We start from the raw sequence: 14,527 nt of genomic DNA, 5'->3' as shown, positions 1-14,527 counted from the left end.
GTCGCCGATCATGGACCTCTACAACGGCGAAATCGTGGCTTATCAGATCAAGCGCCAGCCCGTGTTCGATCTGGTAGGTCAGATGCTGGAGGAGGCCATCAAGAAGCTTTCGCCGGATGAGCGCCCCATGATCCACTCCGACCAGGGCTGGCAGTACCAGCATGAAAACTACCGGAACATGCTGGAAAAACATTCGTTGAAGCAAAGCATGTCCCGGCGTGGCAACTGCCTGGACAATGCGGCGATGGAGAGCTTCTTTGGGACGCTGAAGTCGGAGTTCTTCTACCTGAACAGCTTTGACAGCATCGAGAGTCTGGAGGCTGGGCTGGTGGAATACATCCAGTACTACAACCAGGAGCGCATCAAATTGAAATTGAAGGGCCTGAGCCCGGTACAGTACCGGGAGCAGGCCCAACAGGCCCAATCGGCCGCCTGACCCCTGTCCAAGTCTCGGGGGTCACTTCAGGATGGGTTTACGGCGTCTCCCGCAACCGGCCCCACCCCGCCATCCCACGGATAGCCCGCTGTTGCTGTTGCTGTTGCTGTTGCTTCGGCTGCGGCCGTTGCCTCTGCGGGTGCAGGGCGCAGCCCTGCAGCCCCCCCCCTGAGCATTCCACGCAGTGGTTTGAGCGCCGCGCACACGCCAGCCACGGCACGCTAGGCCAACGGAACCACCCGTCATCCACCGAGAACCACCATGACCCTGCGCCAACTGCCCCTACGCACCGCCCTGCTGCTGGCCCTGTCCGCCCTGCCACTGGCGGCGCTGGCCGAAGCCACCTCGCCCGCGCCCACCCAGCAGGTGCCCGGCGTCTACCACCAGCGCGTCGGCGCCTTGCAGGTCACCGCCCTGTTCGACGGCGTGGTCGCGCTGGGTCGGCAGGAAGTGGTGGACGTGCCGCCGACGCTGGTCAGCCGCCTGTTGGAAGGCCGCTACGTGCCCGAAGACAAGAAGGGCCTGCAGACAGCGATCAACGCGTTCCTGATCCGCCAAGGCAACCACCTGACCCTGGTCGATACCGGCACCGCGCAGTGCTTTGGCCCCGGCCTGGGCCAGGTGCTGGGCAATCTGCGCGCCTCCGGCGTCGACCCGACCGAGGTGGATGAGGTGCTGCTGACCCACGCCCATCCGGACCACCTGTGTGGCGTGCTCGATGCACAGGGCAAGCCGGCCTATCCCAATGCCACGGTGTGGCTGTCCAAGGCCGATGCCGATTACTGGCTCAACCCCGCCAGCGAGGCCACCGAGCCGAAGGGCGTGCGCTTCGCCTTCCCGCTGGCACGCAACGCGGTGGCGCCGTATCAGGCCAGCGGCCACCTGCGCACCTTCAGCCCCGGCGATGCCCTGCCCGGCGGCGCGGTGGCGATGGACACCCATGGCCACACCCCCGGCCATGTCTCCTACCGGTTCGACAGCCAGGGCCAGTCGCTGCTGGTATGGGGCGATGTGCTGCACTTCCACGCGGTGCAGTTCGCGCATCCGGAAGCGGCATTTGAGGCGGATTCGGACCGCAATGCGGCCATCGCCAGCCGGCGGGCGCTGTTGCAGCAGGCCACCGCCAATGGTTGGTGGGTGGCCGGTGCGCACCTGCCGTTCCCCGGCCTGGGCCATGTGCGTGGCGAGGGCAAGGCCTATGCGTGGGTGCCGGCGGAGTATTCGCCGTTGAAATGACCCGTGTAGAGCCGAGCCCATGCTCGGCTACCGCGCTCAGCGTGCCGGGATTCCACAGCCGAGCGTAGGCTCGGCTCTACAGGAAGGCAGGGGATGCCTTACTCCAGCCCCAGCCAGCCGCCGATCACGCCGCGGGCTTCGTCCACGCCGGTACGGTCTTCGCCGGAGAACACCTGCACGCTGACGCTGTCACCGTAAGCCGATTGCAGCTCCTTGCGCACCTTCTGCAGGGACTGCATCTGCTGGCTGCGGCTGAGCTTGTCGGCCTTGGTCAGCAACGCGTGCGCCGGCAGGCCACGCTGCACGGCATAGGACAGCATCTGCCGGTCGTAGTCCTTCAGGGGGTGGCGGATGTCCATCACCACCACCAGGCCCTTCAGGGCTTCGCGGGTGCGGAAATACCGGTCAATGAAGGCCTGCCAATGCGCCTGCAGGTCCAGCGGCACCTTGGCGTAGCCGTAACCGGGCAGGTCGACCAGATGCGCTTCCGGGGTGACCTGGAAGAACACCAGCTGCTGGGTGCGGCCGGGCGTCTTGGAGACGCGGGCCAGCGCGTTCTGGCGGGTCAGCGCGTTGAGCGCACTGGACTTGCCGGCGTTGGAGCGGCCGGCGAAGGCCACTTCGGCGCCTTCGTCAGGCGGCAGCTGCCGCACGTTGTGGGCCGAAAGGTGGTAACGGGCGCGTTCGATGAGCAATGACATGTGCCTAGGATCGCATGTTGCGGCGCCGCGCGCCCGTGCCGGCGGCCGCTGCGGCCATTTTGCTGCACTGCTGCGTTGACCGTGCGCGGAAACGGCGTTGATAATCCGGGCGATGCCGGCGGCCGCCGCCCGGCCCGGTCCATACGGAGCTTCAGCATGCGCCACGCTCGCGTTCTTGCCGTATCCGCCCTTGCCACTGCTGTAGTCGTTGCCGCTGCTGCGTTCGCGCAGACCACGTTGACCCCGCTGCCCGACAACGGGCCGATCAATACCGCCTCGCTGGAGGTGGATTTCAGCAAGACCCACTGGGGCGATGCCAAGGCCGGCCAGGCCAAGGCCTCGGCCTGCGCGGCCTGTCATGGCGTCGACGGCAATTCCACGGTGGAGATGTATCCGTCCATTGCCGGCCAGAGCGAACGCTACGTGGCCCAGCAGATGGCGCTGATCGCCAATGGCCAGCGCAGTTCCGGCGCAGCAGTGGCGATGGTGCCGTTCGTGCAGAACCTCACCCCGCAGGACATGCGTGATATCGGCGCCTACTTCGCCACGCAGAAAGCCAACGCCGGCATCGCCGATGACACGGCGGTCACCGAGGGCCCCTACAAGGGCATGAAGTTCTACGAGATCGGCCAGCAGCTGTACCGCGGCGGCGATGCCAAGCGCGGCCTGCCGGCCTGCATGGCCTGCCATGGCCCCAGCGGTGCCGGCAATCCCGGCCCGGCCTATCCGCATCTCGGTGGCCAGCACGCCAGCTATGTCGCGCGCCGCCTGCAGGAGTACCAGGCCGGCCAGACCAACGAGACCGACAAGGCACACTTCCAGATCATGGCCACGGTCGCGCAGAAGCTGAGCGAGCAGGAGGTGCAGGCGCTGTCGAGCTACCTGCAGGGCCTGCACAACAAGGCCGACGACGTGGCCGCTGCAGCCACGCCGACGCAACCGGCTGCCGCCCCCTGACCACCACTGGTCGGCCCGGGCCGCCACGTCGGCCCACGGCTGCGGTATGTTCCTTCACGCCGGCGGCTGCGCCGGCGTTGCTTTTTTCAACGGAGATGCGTGTCGATGAGGTTGATTTCCCGCCTGCTGTTGTCCGTGCTGGTACTGCTGCCGCTGGCAGCCTGCGCCGCCACCCCCGCCAATGCCCCGCTGGTCGAGGGCAAAGACTACGAGCGCATCGCGCAGCCGGGCCCGTTCCAGCCGTTGGCCGGCAAGATCGAGGTGGTCGAGGTCTTCGGCTACACCTGCCCGCATTGCGCCCACTTTGAACCGCAACTGGAAGCCTGGGCGGCCAAGCTGCCGGCCGACGTGCGCTTCACCCCGGTCCCGGCCGCCTTCGGTGGCGCCTGGGATGCATGGGCCCTGGCCTACTACGCCGCCGACGAAGTCGGCGTGGCCAAGCGCAGCCACGCGGCGGTCTTCAAGGCCCTGCACCAGGATGGCTCGCTGCCGATGCAGAACGTTTCGGCCGATGAGCTTGCCACCTTCTACAAGGCCTACGGGGTGACCCCGGACCGTTATCTGCAGGCCCTGCGCGGCGATGCCGTACAGAAGAAGGTCGATGCCGCCCGCGCGTTCGCCCAGCGCACCAGGATCCCGGGTACCCCGGCGCTGATCATCAATGGCCAGTATCTGGTGCGCGGCAACAGCTTCGACGACCAGCTGCGCATCGCCTCGGCCCTGATCGCCCAGGCCCGCGCCGCCCGCGGCCGCTGAACCAACACACACCATCGACACGGCGCTGTCGCCGCCGCATGTCATCATTTCCCCCTGGCTGGCGCCTGGCGCCGGCCCCCACCTTTCCAGATGCTGGAGACGTTTCCATGAAGATCCGTTACGCCCTCGCCCTCGCAGCGCTGCTGCCGATCCTGGCGGCCTGCAAGGCCGACGACGGCAGCACCAACACCACCGCGGCGCCGGCCGAACCGGCTGCAGCTCCGGCGGCCACCGAACCGGCCGCTCCGGCCGCGGGCCGCGAAGGCACCGCTCCGGCGGCCGCCGAAGGCGAAAAGGCCCCGGCCGAAGCCACCCCCGCCGCGGCGCCGGCCCCGACCACCGCCGCGCTGACCGGCCCGGCCCCGGTGGAAGGCGCCGATTACCAGGTGATCCCGAACGGCCAGCCGTTCCAGCCGGCTGCCGGCAAGATCGAAGTGACCGAGATCTTCGGCTACGTCTGCCCGGCCTGCGCCGCATTCCAGCCGCTGGTCGGCCCGTGGAAGGCCGGCCTGCCCAGCGACGTGAACTTCGTCTACGTGCCGGCCATGTTCGGCGGCACCTGGGATGACTACGCCCGTGCCTTCTACGCCGCGCAGACCCTGGGCGTGCAGGAAAAGACCCACGAAGCGCTGTACGCCGCCATCCACTCGCAGAAGACCCTGAAGGGCGAGCGCGGCCGTGACTCGGTGGAAGACATCGCCAAGTTCTACGCCGCCTACGGCGTCGATCCGAAGCAGTTCGCGGCCACCATGGGCAGCTTCGCGGTGAATGCCAAGACCAACTCGGCCAAGCAGTTCGCCCAGCGCAGCCAGATCAGCGGCACCCCGTCGATCATCGTCAACGGCAAGTACCTGGTGAAGGGCAAGAGCTTCCCGGACATGCTGCGCATTGCCGACCACCTGATCGCCCGCGAACGCGGTGCGGCCCAGGCTCACTGATCCAAAGGACGTTGTTCCCGGCCGTGAATTCCCCCCGCACACGGACCCTGCGTTTGCTGACGGCCAACATCCAGGCCGGCTCAAGTACCCGCCGCTACAGCGACTATGTGACCCGCAGTTGGTCACATGCGCTGCCGGCGGGTCGCAAGCGCAGCAGCCTGGACGCGATCGCCACGCTGGCGCGCGACCATGACATCGTCGGCCTGCAGGAGGCCGACCCGGGCAGCCTGCGTTCGGGCTTCACCAACCAGACCCACTACCTGGCCCAACGCGCCGGCTTCAACTACTGGAGTCACCAGCCGAACCGGCGCATGGGCGGGGTCGCATCCAGCGCCAATGGCCTGCTGAGCAAGCTGGAACCGGTTGAAGTGCAGGATCACGCCCTGCCCGGCCGCATCGGCGGGCGCGGCGTGCTGCTGGCCAAGTTCGGCGACGGTACCGACGGCCTGGCGGTGGCGGTGGCGCATCTGTCATTGGGTGCGGGATCGCGGATGTCGCAGCTGGGCTTCATCGCCGAACTGCTGTCCGACCACCCCAACGCGGTGCTGATGGGCGACTTCAACTGCCTGGCAGAACGCCCGGAAATGCAGGTGCTGTACCAGAAGACCCGGCTGCAGCCGCCCGGCTGCATCGTGCCGACCTTCCCCAGCTGGCGCCCCGACCGCGCCATCGACCACATCCTGGTCAGCAGTGGCCTGCAGACTCGTACCGTGGAAGCCGTACCAGCCGCGTTCTCCGATCACCTCGCCCTGGCGATGCAGATCGACGTCCCGGCCGACGCCCTGCGCTGACTCGCCGTTACGGTAGGTGCGGACCGTTGGTCCGCACGCTCTGCGACGGGCGCCGCCCGGCGCCCCCTAAATCGGGGCATAAACGACTTAATCCCCTCCGTCCCCTTTTTTTCAGGCGGTGACGGGTGCCTTCAACCGCCGCGCGGTCATCGTGCTGCCCACCGAGGCCAGCACCGTGCAACCGATCGCCAGCCACTGCAATCCATGCAGGTGCTCGTGCAGCAGCAGCATCGCCCACAGCGCGGCCACGGCCGGCTCCATGCTGATCAGGATGCCAAAGGTCTCCTTCGGCAGGCGCTTGAGCGCCATCATTTCCAGCGACATCGGGATCGCGCTGGACACCAGTGCCACCAGCAGGCCCGCCGCCAGGATCTTCGGGTCGAGCAGCGCGGCACCGGCATGCACCACGCCCACCGGTACCACCACCAGAGACGCCGCCAGCAGCCCCAGCGAGACCGAGTGCCCGGCATGCAGATGACCGGCACGCTTGCCGAACACGATGTACAGGCCCCAGCAGGCCGCAGCGCCCGTCGCGTACAGCACACCGGCCGGGTCCAGCGCGGGGCCACCGCCGATCGGCAGGAGCAACAGCAGCCCCACCGCCGCGCAGCCTACCCAGAGGAGATCGATCGGGCGTCGTGATGACAGCATCGCCACCGTCAGCGGCCCGGTGAACTCGATGGCCACCGCGATGCCGAAGGGAATCGTGCGCAGGGCCATGTAGAACAGCAGGTTCATCAGGCCCAGGGTGAGCCCGTAGCGCAGGATGGTGATCGCATCCACGCAGCTGGTCTTCCAGCGCCATGGCCGCCAGAACATCAGCAGCAACAGGGCCGAGAAGCCCACACGCAGCGCGCTGGTGCCCTGGGCGCCGATCAGCGGGAACAGGTGTTTTGCGTAGGAGGTGCCGATGGCCAGCGAGGTGACCGAGCCGAGCACCGCCAGCGCCGGCAACATCGGCGCAAGTCGTGAGGTCTGCATGCGCAAAGTCTATTGCGCCAGCGCCGAGCACTTGGCTCAATTGACAGCCCGTTCGTGCAACTTCTGCTCGCCATGGCCACCGCCCCCGTGCTCGACAGCTTCGACCGCGCCATCCTCGACCTGCTGCAGCGGGACAACACCCTGCCGCAGCGCGAGATCGCCGAGACCGTGCACCTGTCCACCCCGGCCGTGCAACGCCGGATCAAACGCCTGCAGGACAGCGGTGTGATCTCGGCCAACGTGGCGGTAGTCGCCGCAGCCAAGGTCGGGCGACCGCTGACCATCATCGTCGAAGTGCGCGTGGTCAGCGAGCAGCGTGATCACGTGGCGCCGTTCAAGCGCCGCGTGCAGGACGACCCGGCGGTGCAGCAGTGCTACTCGATCACCGGCGACGGCGATTTCCTGCTGCTGGTGTCGGCCGCGTCGATGGAGGAGTACGAGGCGATCACCGAGCGGTTGTTCGGCGGCGATGACAACATCGAGCGCTTCCGCACCTCGGTAGCACTGGGAACGTTGAAGCGCAGTTTCAAAGTGCCGCTGGCCCCGGTTCTGTAGCGCTGAGCCATGCTCGACTGCGCTTTGACCGCAAAGTAACAGCCGCCGAGCATGGCTCGGCGCTACAGTCGGAGACCATGAACACATCGCCCTCCCACGCCCACCGCCTGCGCCGCTGGTTGCTGCGCGGCCTGTGGCTGGCCATTGCCGTCGTTGCGATGATGGCGTTGTGGAACAGTCCTTGGGCCGCCGCACCGAAGATGCTGTGGACACTCGCGCGGATGCCGCCGGCCACGCAACTGCCGGTGCCAGTGGACGGCGTGCGGCCACGCCAGATCGCCAACACCTTCGGCGCACCACGTGGCCGTGACCGCTCCCACGCCGGCATCGACATCTTCGCCAAGCGCGGCACCGCGGTGCGCAGCGTCACTGCCGGCGTCATCGCGGACGTCAGCGAGCGCGGCCTCGGTGGCCGCCAGGTCTGGGTGATCGGGCCCGGGCGTGAACGTTACTACTACGCCCATCTGGACGACTGGGCCGAGGGCCTGGCGCGCGGCCAGGTGGTCCAGGCCGGCGACCTGCTCGGGCATGTAGGCGACAGCGGCAATGCCAAGGGCACGCCGCCCCACCTGCACTGGGGCATCTACGGCGCCGATGGCGCGCGCGATCCGCTGCCGCTGCTGCGCTGAACCCAATGCGCTGCGTCGCGGCCCGCGTGAGTGCCTACCTCGTTCATGATTTGTAAATAGGAATAGTTCGTATTACCATTTCTTGCGTTTCCGGTGGTGCCAGGACGGCCTGCCCGCCCGTTTCCCCCCGTAGCGCCTCGCCTTCTGGATGCCGGCCGAGCGCGCGTGCTCGTCCAGGACCCCCATGACCCGTTCCGCCTTCCGTATCCCGCAGCCGCAGCGGCTGTCCGTTGCCGTACTCGTTGCACTCTGCGCCCTGGCCCCGGCCCCGGCCGCCTTCGCCGACACCGCCGCCGACCCGACCACATTGGACAAGGTAGTGGTCAAGGGCGAACGCGCCGAAGGCTATTCGGTGCGCCGAACCTCGGCCGGTACCCGCTTCGACCTGGCACCGCGCGAGATCCCGCAGTCGCTCAGCATCATCAGCCACCAGCGCATCGAAGATCAGAACCTGGACGACATCATCGACGTGCTGGCCAACACCACCGGCGTGACCAGTACCCAGTCCGACAGCGAGCGCACCGAGTTCTACGCACGTGGGTTCTACATCGACGCCTACCAGTTCGATGGCCTGCCCACGCAGATGGTGCAGAACTGGAGCTACGGTGATTCCGGCCTGGACCTTGCGCTGTACGACCGCGTGGAAGTGGTGCGTGGCGCCACCGGCCTGCTCAGTGGTGCCGGCAATCCGTCCGCGTCGGTGAACCTGATCCGCAAGCATGCCGACAGTGCCGAGCTGGCCGGCAGCGTGTCGGTGAACGTCGGCAGCTGGGGCCGCACCCGCACCACCGTGGACGTAGGCAGCGCGCTCAACGCCAGTGGCACGGTGCGCGGCCGCGTAATCGGCAGCTACCTGGACACCGATGGCCAGATGGACCGCTACAACCAGCGCAAGACGCTGGGCTATGCCGTCATCGACGCCGACCTGACTCCGGACACCCAGTTGAGCGTGGGCTACGACTACCAGCAGAAGCGCGCCAACGGCGCGACCTGGGGCGGTTTCCCGATGCTGTATTCGGATGGCTCGCGCACCGGCTACGACGAATCGTTCAACGCCAGCCCGGACTGGACCTACTGGGACACCACCAGCAAGCGCGCCTTCGCCACCCTGCAGCACGCCTTCAGCAATGGCTGGAAGTTCAAGGTTGGCGCCACGCACGATGAGACCAAGGCCGACGACAAACTGTTCTACCCGGCCTACAACGACTGGACCACGGGCGAATCGAACTTCGACAGGACCACCGGCGCGGGCATCTCGCCATCCGCAGGCTTCTACAACACTGAGCGCAAGGTCACCGGCGTTGATGGCTACATTGACGGCCCGTTCCAGCTGTTCGGCCGCGAGCACCAGCTGATGGCCGGCCTCAGCTACAACAGGCGCGAGTACGCCAACTACGGCGACTACCAGGTCGGTGGCCCGGGCCAGACCTGGGATCCGTTCGCCAGCTATCTGAACTGGACGGGCAAGATCGGTGAGCCGAACTGGAACCCGCTGGCCCTGGCCAGCGAGGGCACCATCACGCAGAAGGCCGGTTACGCGGCCGCGCGCCTGTCGCTGGCCGATCCGCTGAAGCTGATCATTGGCGCACGCTACACCGACTGGAAGAGCGAGGGTGAAGGCGCCGACCGCGCGCACAAGGTGACCACGCCGTACGCTGGCCTGGTCTTCGACATCAACGGGACGTACTCGACCTACGCCAGCTACACCGAAATCTTCCAGCCGCAGACGCTGAAGGACCGCAACGGCAGCTACCTCGATCCGGTCGATGGCAAGAGCTACGAAGTGGGCGTCAAGGGGGCGTGGTTCGACAACCGCCTGAACGCCTCGCTGGCCGTGTTCCGCATCGAACAGGACAACGTCGGCCAGGCCACCGGTGAGCCGGTGCTGGGCAGCCAGAACGAGTTCGCCTATCGCGCTGCACGCGGCACCGTCAGCCGCGGCTTCGAGTTCGAGGTGAACGGCGAACTCGCCCCGGGCTGGAATGCGACCTTCGGTGCGTCGCGCTACGTGGCCAAGGACATCAACGACGCCGACATCAACACCAACCTGCCGCAGACCGCACTGAAGCTGTTCACCAGCTACACCCCGCAGTCGCTGCAGGCACTGACCGTCGGTGGCGGTGCCAACTGGCAGAACCGCATCTACTACCCGGTGCCGGCCTACGGCCGCATCGAGCAGAGCGGCTACGCACTGGTCAGCGCCTTCGTGCGCTACCGCATCTCGTCGGAGTTCAGCGTGCAGGCCAACCTCAACAACCTGCTGGACAAGAAGTACCTGTCGCAGATCAACGGCTACGGTGCCTACGGCGATGGCCGCAACGGCTCGCTGACGTTCACCTGGGCGTTCTGATCAGACGCGGGGTACGACCGCGCCGCACCTGTAGAGCCGAGCCCATGCTCGGCTCAGAGAATCAGCCGAGCGCGGGCTAGGCGCTACATCCGCAAGGCAGCGCCGGAACTGTCCGGCGCTGCCACCCTCACATCAGAAGCGCAGGTCCGCGCGCAGGTACCAGTAACGGCCACGCGGGATGTCGTAGGTCGAGGCGTCGTAGCCGTTCAACGAGCACGACAGGCAGATCGGCGGATCCTTGTCGAACACGTTGTTCAGGCCGGCGGTCAGCTGCAACCCCTTCATCCAGTCGATCTTGTAGCCCACCTGCATGTCGTGGAAGGTGGTGGCCGACAGCGTGTTGGTACCCGCAGCCTGGTTGCTGCACACCGGGAAGGCCGCGGCATCGCCACAGTTCTCGGTCAGCTCGGAGATGTGCCGCACCGTCCAGTTGGCGCTCCAGCGGTCCAGCGTCCAGCCGATGCTGGCGTTGCTGGTCCATTCGGGAATCGAACTGTCAGCCACTTCCACGCCGGGCTTCTGCGGCTGCTTCTGCCCGGCCGCGCCGGTGGCCTCGTAGCGGCCGACAAAGGTGTTCTTCCAGCCCAGCTTGAACTGGCCGATGGACGTCTGCGGCAGCGTCCAGAACAGATCCACATCCCAGCCGTCGGTCTTGATCGACCCCAGGTTGGTCAGGCGGTTGTTGAAGCTGCTGACCGCACCGGTGCTTGCACGGGTAATGCCATCACAGTAGATCGGGTCCAGCGTCTCCACGCACAGGTCCAGCTGGGTCTGCGCGTTGATTGCCTGGATCGCACCGTCGATGGCATGGCGGTAGAAGGTCACCTCCACATCGAAGCGCTCCGACCACGAGGCATTGTTGCCGAACCACGGGCTCCACACGAAGCCGGCACTGAAGCTGCGCGAGCGCTCCGGGTCCAGCTCGCGGTTGCCGCCGGTGGTCACCGAGATCTGCGAGTTGGCCTGCTGGAACCCGGCCGGTACGCCCAGCGCAGCACAGTTGGCCGCGCTGCCACGCGGCGGCGTACCGCCCAGGCCCACAGAGCACGGATCGAACAGCTGCAGGTCGGCACGCGCGGCCGAGCCGTACAGCTCACCGATCGATGGTGCACGGAAGCCTTCGGCATAGGTCGTGCGCAGCACGAAGTCATCGGTCACCTGCCAGCGCAGGCCGTACTTGGGCGTGAATTCACCACCGAAGGTGGAGTAGTCCGAATAACGGCCGGCCAGGCTCAGGTCCAGCTTCTTGCCGAACGAGGAATCGGCGAAGATCGGCACGCTCAACTCCAGGTAAGCCTCGTTGACATCGTAGGAACCGGAGGTCGGCTGCGACGGCACGCCGTTGTAGTGACCAATCACCGTCAGCGGATCGGGCTGGTAGGAGCCCTTGTACTTGCGGTACTCGAAACCGGTGGCGAAGGACACCGGACCTGCCGGCAGCGAGAACAGCTCGCTGGACAGGTTGGCGGTGAACAGGCTCAGCTCGTTCTGGCTGCGGTCGCGCACCACCGGCTGGATCCACTTCAGCATGTCCGGGGTGATCGAACCGACGCCACCAAAGATGTTCAGCGGCACGCAGCCCGGCGTGGCCGCGCACACCGCCGGATCGCCCAGCGCCATGTTCACCTTGTAGATGTCATAGCTGCCGTAGTTGGTCTGTTCGGCCTTGTTCTTGCTGTACATGCCGTTGACGTCCCAGTACCAGCTGCGGTCGGCGGCATGGAAGTCACCGACCAGGCCGGCGGCGAAATAGGTGGTGTCCACTTCCTGCTTGAACACGCGCGCACCGCCTTCCACCGGACGGCGGCCGATCAGGCTCAGGTTGTCGCCCGCTACCAGGTCAAACCCGAACGGGTTGTACGGGTTGAGTGCAGACACGGTGATGTTGTCGGCCAGCGGATTGCCGGTGGCGCCATCGGGGCCGAAGAACAGCGGCTCGGGGCCGGCCTGGTTGGTCGACTCGCGACGGTTGCCCAGTGCCTTGACGTACCACTGCACGTTGTCGGTGATGTCGAAGCGGAACTGGCCGAACAGGCCTTTGCGCTCCGACGGTGTCAGCACCATGTTGTATTCGGCGAAGTTGAAGCGGTCGGCGGTAGCGAAGCAGTGGTAGTCATCCGTGCGGCTGCAGCCGGCACTGCCGTCGTAGCGCGGATTGCTCACGCCGGTATTGGGCACGATGTTCTGCACCGCACCGGTGTTCGGGTCGGTGAACATGAAACGGCCCTGCGGAATGCCGCCGCTGCCGAAGGCCAGACCGGTGCCGGGAATCGGGAAGCGCGACTGTTCGCGGTCCTTGGCAAACACCGGATCCTGCTTGGTCCAGCTGGCGCCCAGGAACAGGCTGAAGCGGTCGCCGCTCTTGCCCCAAGCCAGGTCCACGCCCTTCTGGGTGCCGTCGCCCTTGCTGTACTCGCCGTAGTTCAGCGTCACCTGGCCACCATCGAAATCGCGGCGGGTGATGATGTTGACCACGCCTGCAATGGCATCGGAGCCGTACAGTGACGACGCGCCATCTTCCAGCACCTCGATGCGCTCGACGATGGCCAACGGAATGGTGTTGAGGTCGGTGGCCGAGCCGACGCCGGAGGCGGACGACTCATTGACCCAGCGGATGCCATCGACCAGCACCAGCACGCGCTTGGCCCCCAGGTGGCGCAGGTCGACCTGCGCCGAGCCGGCACCCACGCCACTGCCATCGGGCGGGAAACCGAAGTTGCCGGACGAGTTGAACTTGGCGTTGAGCGCCGAACCGGAACCGGTGAGCTGCTGCAGCACTTCGCCGATCGAGGTCAGGCCGGTGCGTTCGATGTCACCGCGCGTCAATGTCTGGATCGGCACCTGGCCTTCGACTTCAGCGCGCTTGATGCGGGTGCCGGTCACTTCCACCGCATCGAGGTTGGTGGTGGATTGTGCAGCGGCACCCAGCGGTGCCAGGGCCATCACGCACAGCGCGACGGCAACCGCCAACGGGCGGTGGTGCAGGTGATTCATTCGCTCTCTCTCCAAAGGAATGTCGGGACATGGACTGCCGCGCTCCCCCCTGCATGGCGGCAGCGTCTCCTTTGTAAACAAGTGGTAAAAGGCCCGGCGTGACGGTCGACACTCTTTCACGTGGAATTGACGCAATTACAGGCGCTTTGCGTCAAATAGCTACAGTTATGACCTTGCGATGGTGTTCACGGCACGCGGCCTTGATGCCGGCCGCGACATCGCGCGCCGGGAGTTGCCGCATTTATCGAACAGGTCTTTGCCGAACCATTTCAGAAGTAGTCTGAAATTGCTTGATTCAGAAGGCCCCGCTGATCGGTCCGGTGCAGACTCGAACCTCCAGCCAATCGCAGGAGGATCGATCATGAAACCAGCAAGTGGCGCGCCGGGCATTACGATGGTGATGACGCTGCTTCTTTTCCTGGCAGGCGAATCGAGAGCGGGCGGCGTAATCGAGTGCAACGACTGCCCCTCTCCCAGCAATGCGGCCTTGGCCTCGGGAGAGGGACTGACGGTTGTGGTGGATTTCGAGAGAGCCGAGTTGACTGCTTTCGACGTTGAACATGACCCTGAGAGCGGAAAGTGGCGAGCAAATCCGACCCCGGTTCCAGCGCAGATTGAAATGGCTTTTCTGCGGATCCTGGATGCGACGCTGTCAGCGGGGCAAGCGCCGCTCATGCAGCAATCACCGCATGAGCGGCAGTGAGACAACGCTCTATCGCACGAAGGCAATCCGCTCCATACCGGTCGCCTCGGCCGCGGCCAGAATCCTCGCCATGCCTTCGTACTCGGCCGCCGGATCGGTGGCGATGCGCAGCTCCGGCAGGTTGCCGGCATGTTCGCCCACCTGTGCCTGCAGGCGCGCCTGAAGCTCGCTGATCGTCATGGGCTGGCCATTCCAGCTGAGCTGGTTGGCAGCATCCAGGCGCAGCTCGATAGGCGGCGGCGGTTCGGGGCGATCGATCGTGCGATCGGTGGCCTGTGGTAACTGCACGGCAATCGGCCGGGCCACGATCGGCGCGGTCACGATGAAGATGATCAACAGCACCAGCATCACATCCACCAGTGGCGTGACATTGATGTCCGCCAGCGGACCGCTTCTTCCTGCGCTACTGAACGCCATGTGCCGCTCCCTGCAGCCGGGCCGTTCGCCCAAGGCCGACGTTACGACGCCTCCCGTCCCCTGCGGCAGTGGCCTGCGCGGGG

At 66.2% G+C, this 14,527-nt stretch carries 14 protein-coding genes; 10 read left to right on the top strand and 4 right to left on the bottom strand.

From position 1 onward, the window contains the following. Together AC5P7R_RS20595 and AC5P7R_RS20590 are read left to right on the top strand one after the other, a co-directional pair. Positions 1-436, top strand: a 436-nt coding sequence (locus tag AC5P7R_RS20595; protein ID WP_495214161.1) for an IS3 family transposase, incomplete at its 5' end; no start/stop codon positions are given. Positions 437-697: 261 nt separating this feature from the next. Further along, positions 698-1,672, top strand: a complete 975-nt coding sequence (locus AC5P7R_RS20590; protein WP_478436035.1) for an MBL fold metallo-hydrolase — start codon at positions 698-700, stop codon at positions 1,670-1,672. A 98-nt stretch (positions 1,673-1,770) separates the two neighbouring features. Here the strand turns inward: AC5P7R_RS20590 and yihA are convergent, their stop codons facing one another. Next, entirely contained in the window at positions 1,771-2,373 is a 603-nt protein-coding gene (gene yihA / locus AC5P7R_RS20585; protein ID WP_014038472.1) for a ribosome biogenesis GTP-binding protein YihA/YsxC, read from the bottom strand. Positions 2,374-2,529: 156 nt separating this feature from the next. On the opposite strand from yihA, the gene AC5P7R_RS20580 reads away from it, so the two are divergent. From AC5P7R_RS20580 to AC5P7R_RS20565, 4 genes are all read left to right on the top strand, one after another. Beyond that, positions 2,530-3,330, top strand: a complete 801-nt coding sequence (locus tag AC5P7R_RS20580; protein ID WP_019660638.1) for a c-type cytochrome — start codon at positions 2,530-2,532, stop codon at positions 3,328-3,330. A 105-nt stretch (positions 3,331-3,435) separates the two neighbouring features. After that, positions 3,436-4,086: a thiol:disulfide interchange protein DsbA/DsbL gene (locus AC5P7R_RS20575; protein WP_019660639.1), complete on the top strand. Its 651-nt coding sequence runs from the start codon at positions 3,436-3,438 to the stop codon at positions 4,084-4,086. A gap of 107 nt (positions 4,087-4,193) precedes the next feature. Continuing rightward, a complete protein-coding gene (locus AC5P7R_RS20570) occupies positions 4,194-5,024 on the top strand; it encodes a thiol:disulfide interchange protein DsbA/DsbL (RefSeq protein WP_111102090.1) in 831 nt (276 codons plus the stop codon). 53 nt (positions 5,025-5,077) lie between these two features. Further along, positions 5,078-5,815: an endonuclease/exonuclease/phosphatase family protein gene (locus AC5P7R_RS20565; protein WP_021202520.1), complete on the top strand. Its 738-nt coding sequence runs from the start codon at positions 5,078-5,080 to the stop codon at positions 5,813-5,815. A gap of 111 nt (positions 5,816-5,926) precedes the next feature. On the opposite strand, the gene AC5P7R_RS20560 is transcribed toward AC5P7R_RS20565, so the two are convergent. Next, complete coding sequence (locus AC5P7R_RS20560; protein WP_031270844.1) at positions 5,927-6,796, bottom strand: EamA family transporter; 870 nt, start codon at positions 6,794-6,796, stop codon at positions 5,927-5,929. A gap of 72 nt (positions 6,797-6,868) precedes the next feature. On the opposite strand from AC5P7R_RS20560, the gene AC5P7R_RS20555 reads away from it, so the two are divergent. From AC5P7R_RS20555 to fhuE, 3 genes are all read left to right on the top strand, one after another. Continuing rightward, complete coding sequence (locus AC5P7R_RS20555; RefSeq protein WP_021204649.1) at positions 6,869-7,351, top strand: Lrp/AsnC family transcriptional regulator; 483 nt, start codon at positions 6,869-6,871, stop codon at positions 7,349-7,351. A gap of 77 nt (positions 7,352-7,428) precedes the next feature. Next, the gene (locus tag AC5P7R_RS20550) at positions 7,429-7,980 is read left to right on the top strand and encodes a M23 family metallopeptidase (RefSeq protein WP_021204650.1); all 552 of its coding nucleotides are present in this window, start codon (positions 7,429-7,431) and stop codon (positions 7,978-7,980) included. A gap of 184 nt (positions 7,981-8,164) precedes the next feature. Beyond that, positions 8,165-10,330 carry a ferric-rhodotorulic acid/ferric-coprogen receptor FhuE gene (gene fhuE, locus AC5P7R_RS20545; RefSeq protein ID WP_021204651.1) on the top strand — a complete coding sequence of 722 codons (2,166 nt, stop codon included), beginning with the start codon at positions 8,165-8,167 and terminating at the stop codon, positions 10,328-10,330. Between the two features lie 132 nt (positions 10,331-10,462). Here the strand turns inward: fhuE and AC5P7R_RS20540 are convergent, their stop codons facing one another. Beyond that, complete coding sequence (locus tag AC5P7R_RS20540; protein WP_478405883.1) at positions 10,463-13,273, bottom strand: TonB-dependent receptor; 2,811 nt, start codon at positions 13,271-13,273, stop codon at positions 10,463-10,465. Positions 13,274-13,502: 229 nt separating this feature from the next. Between AC5P7R_RS20540 and AC5P7R_RS20535 the strand changes: the two genes are divergently transcribed. Beyond that, positions 13,503-14,027, top strand: coding sequence for a hypothetical protein (locus AC5P7R_RS20535; RefSeq protein WP_134731646.1), 525 nt, complete (start codon positions 13,503-13,505; stop codon positions 14,025-14,027). Positions 14,028-14,036: 9 nt separating this feature from the next. Here AC5P7R_RS20535 and AC5P7R_RS20530 read toward each other — a convergent pair whose 3' ends face one another. Next, the gene (locus AC5P7R_RS20530) at positions 14,037-14,444 is read right to left on the bottom strand and encodes an ExbD/TolR family protein (protein WP_021204654.1); all 408 of its coding nucleotides are present in this window, start codon (positions 14,442-14,444) and stop codon (positions 14,037-14,039) included. Positions 14,445-14,527 lie beyond the last annotated feature (83 nt).

This window comes from Stenotrophomonas sp. YJH_SMC_27 (assembly GCF_059369815.1).
Note: the sequence above shows the minus strand (reverse complement) of the source record. Positions and strands in the feature narration are given on the sequence as shown.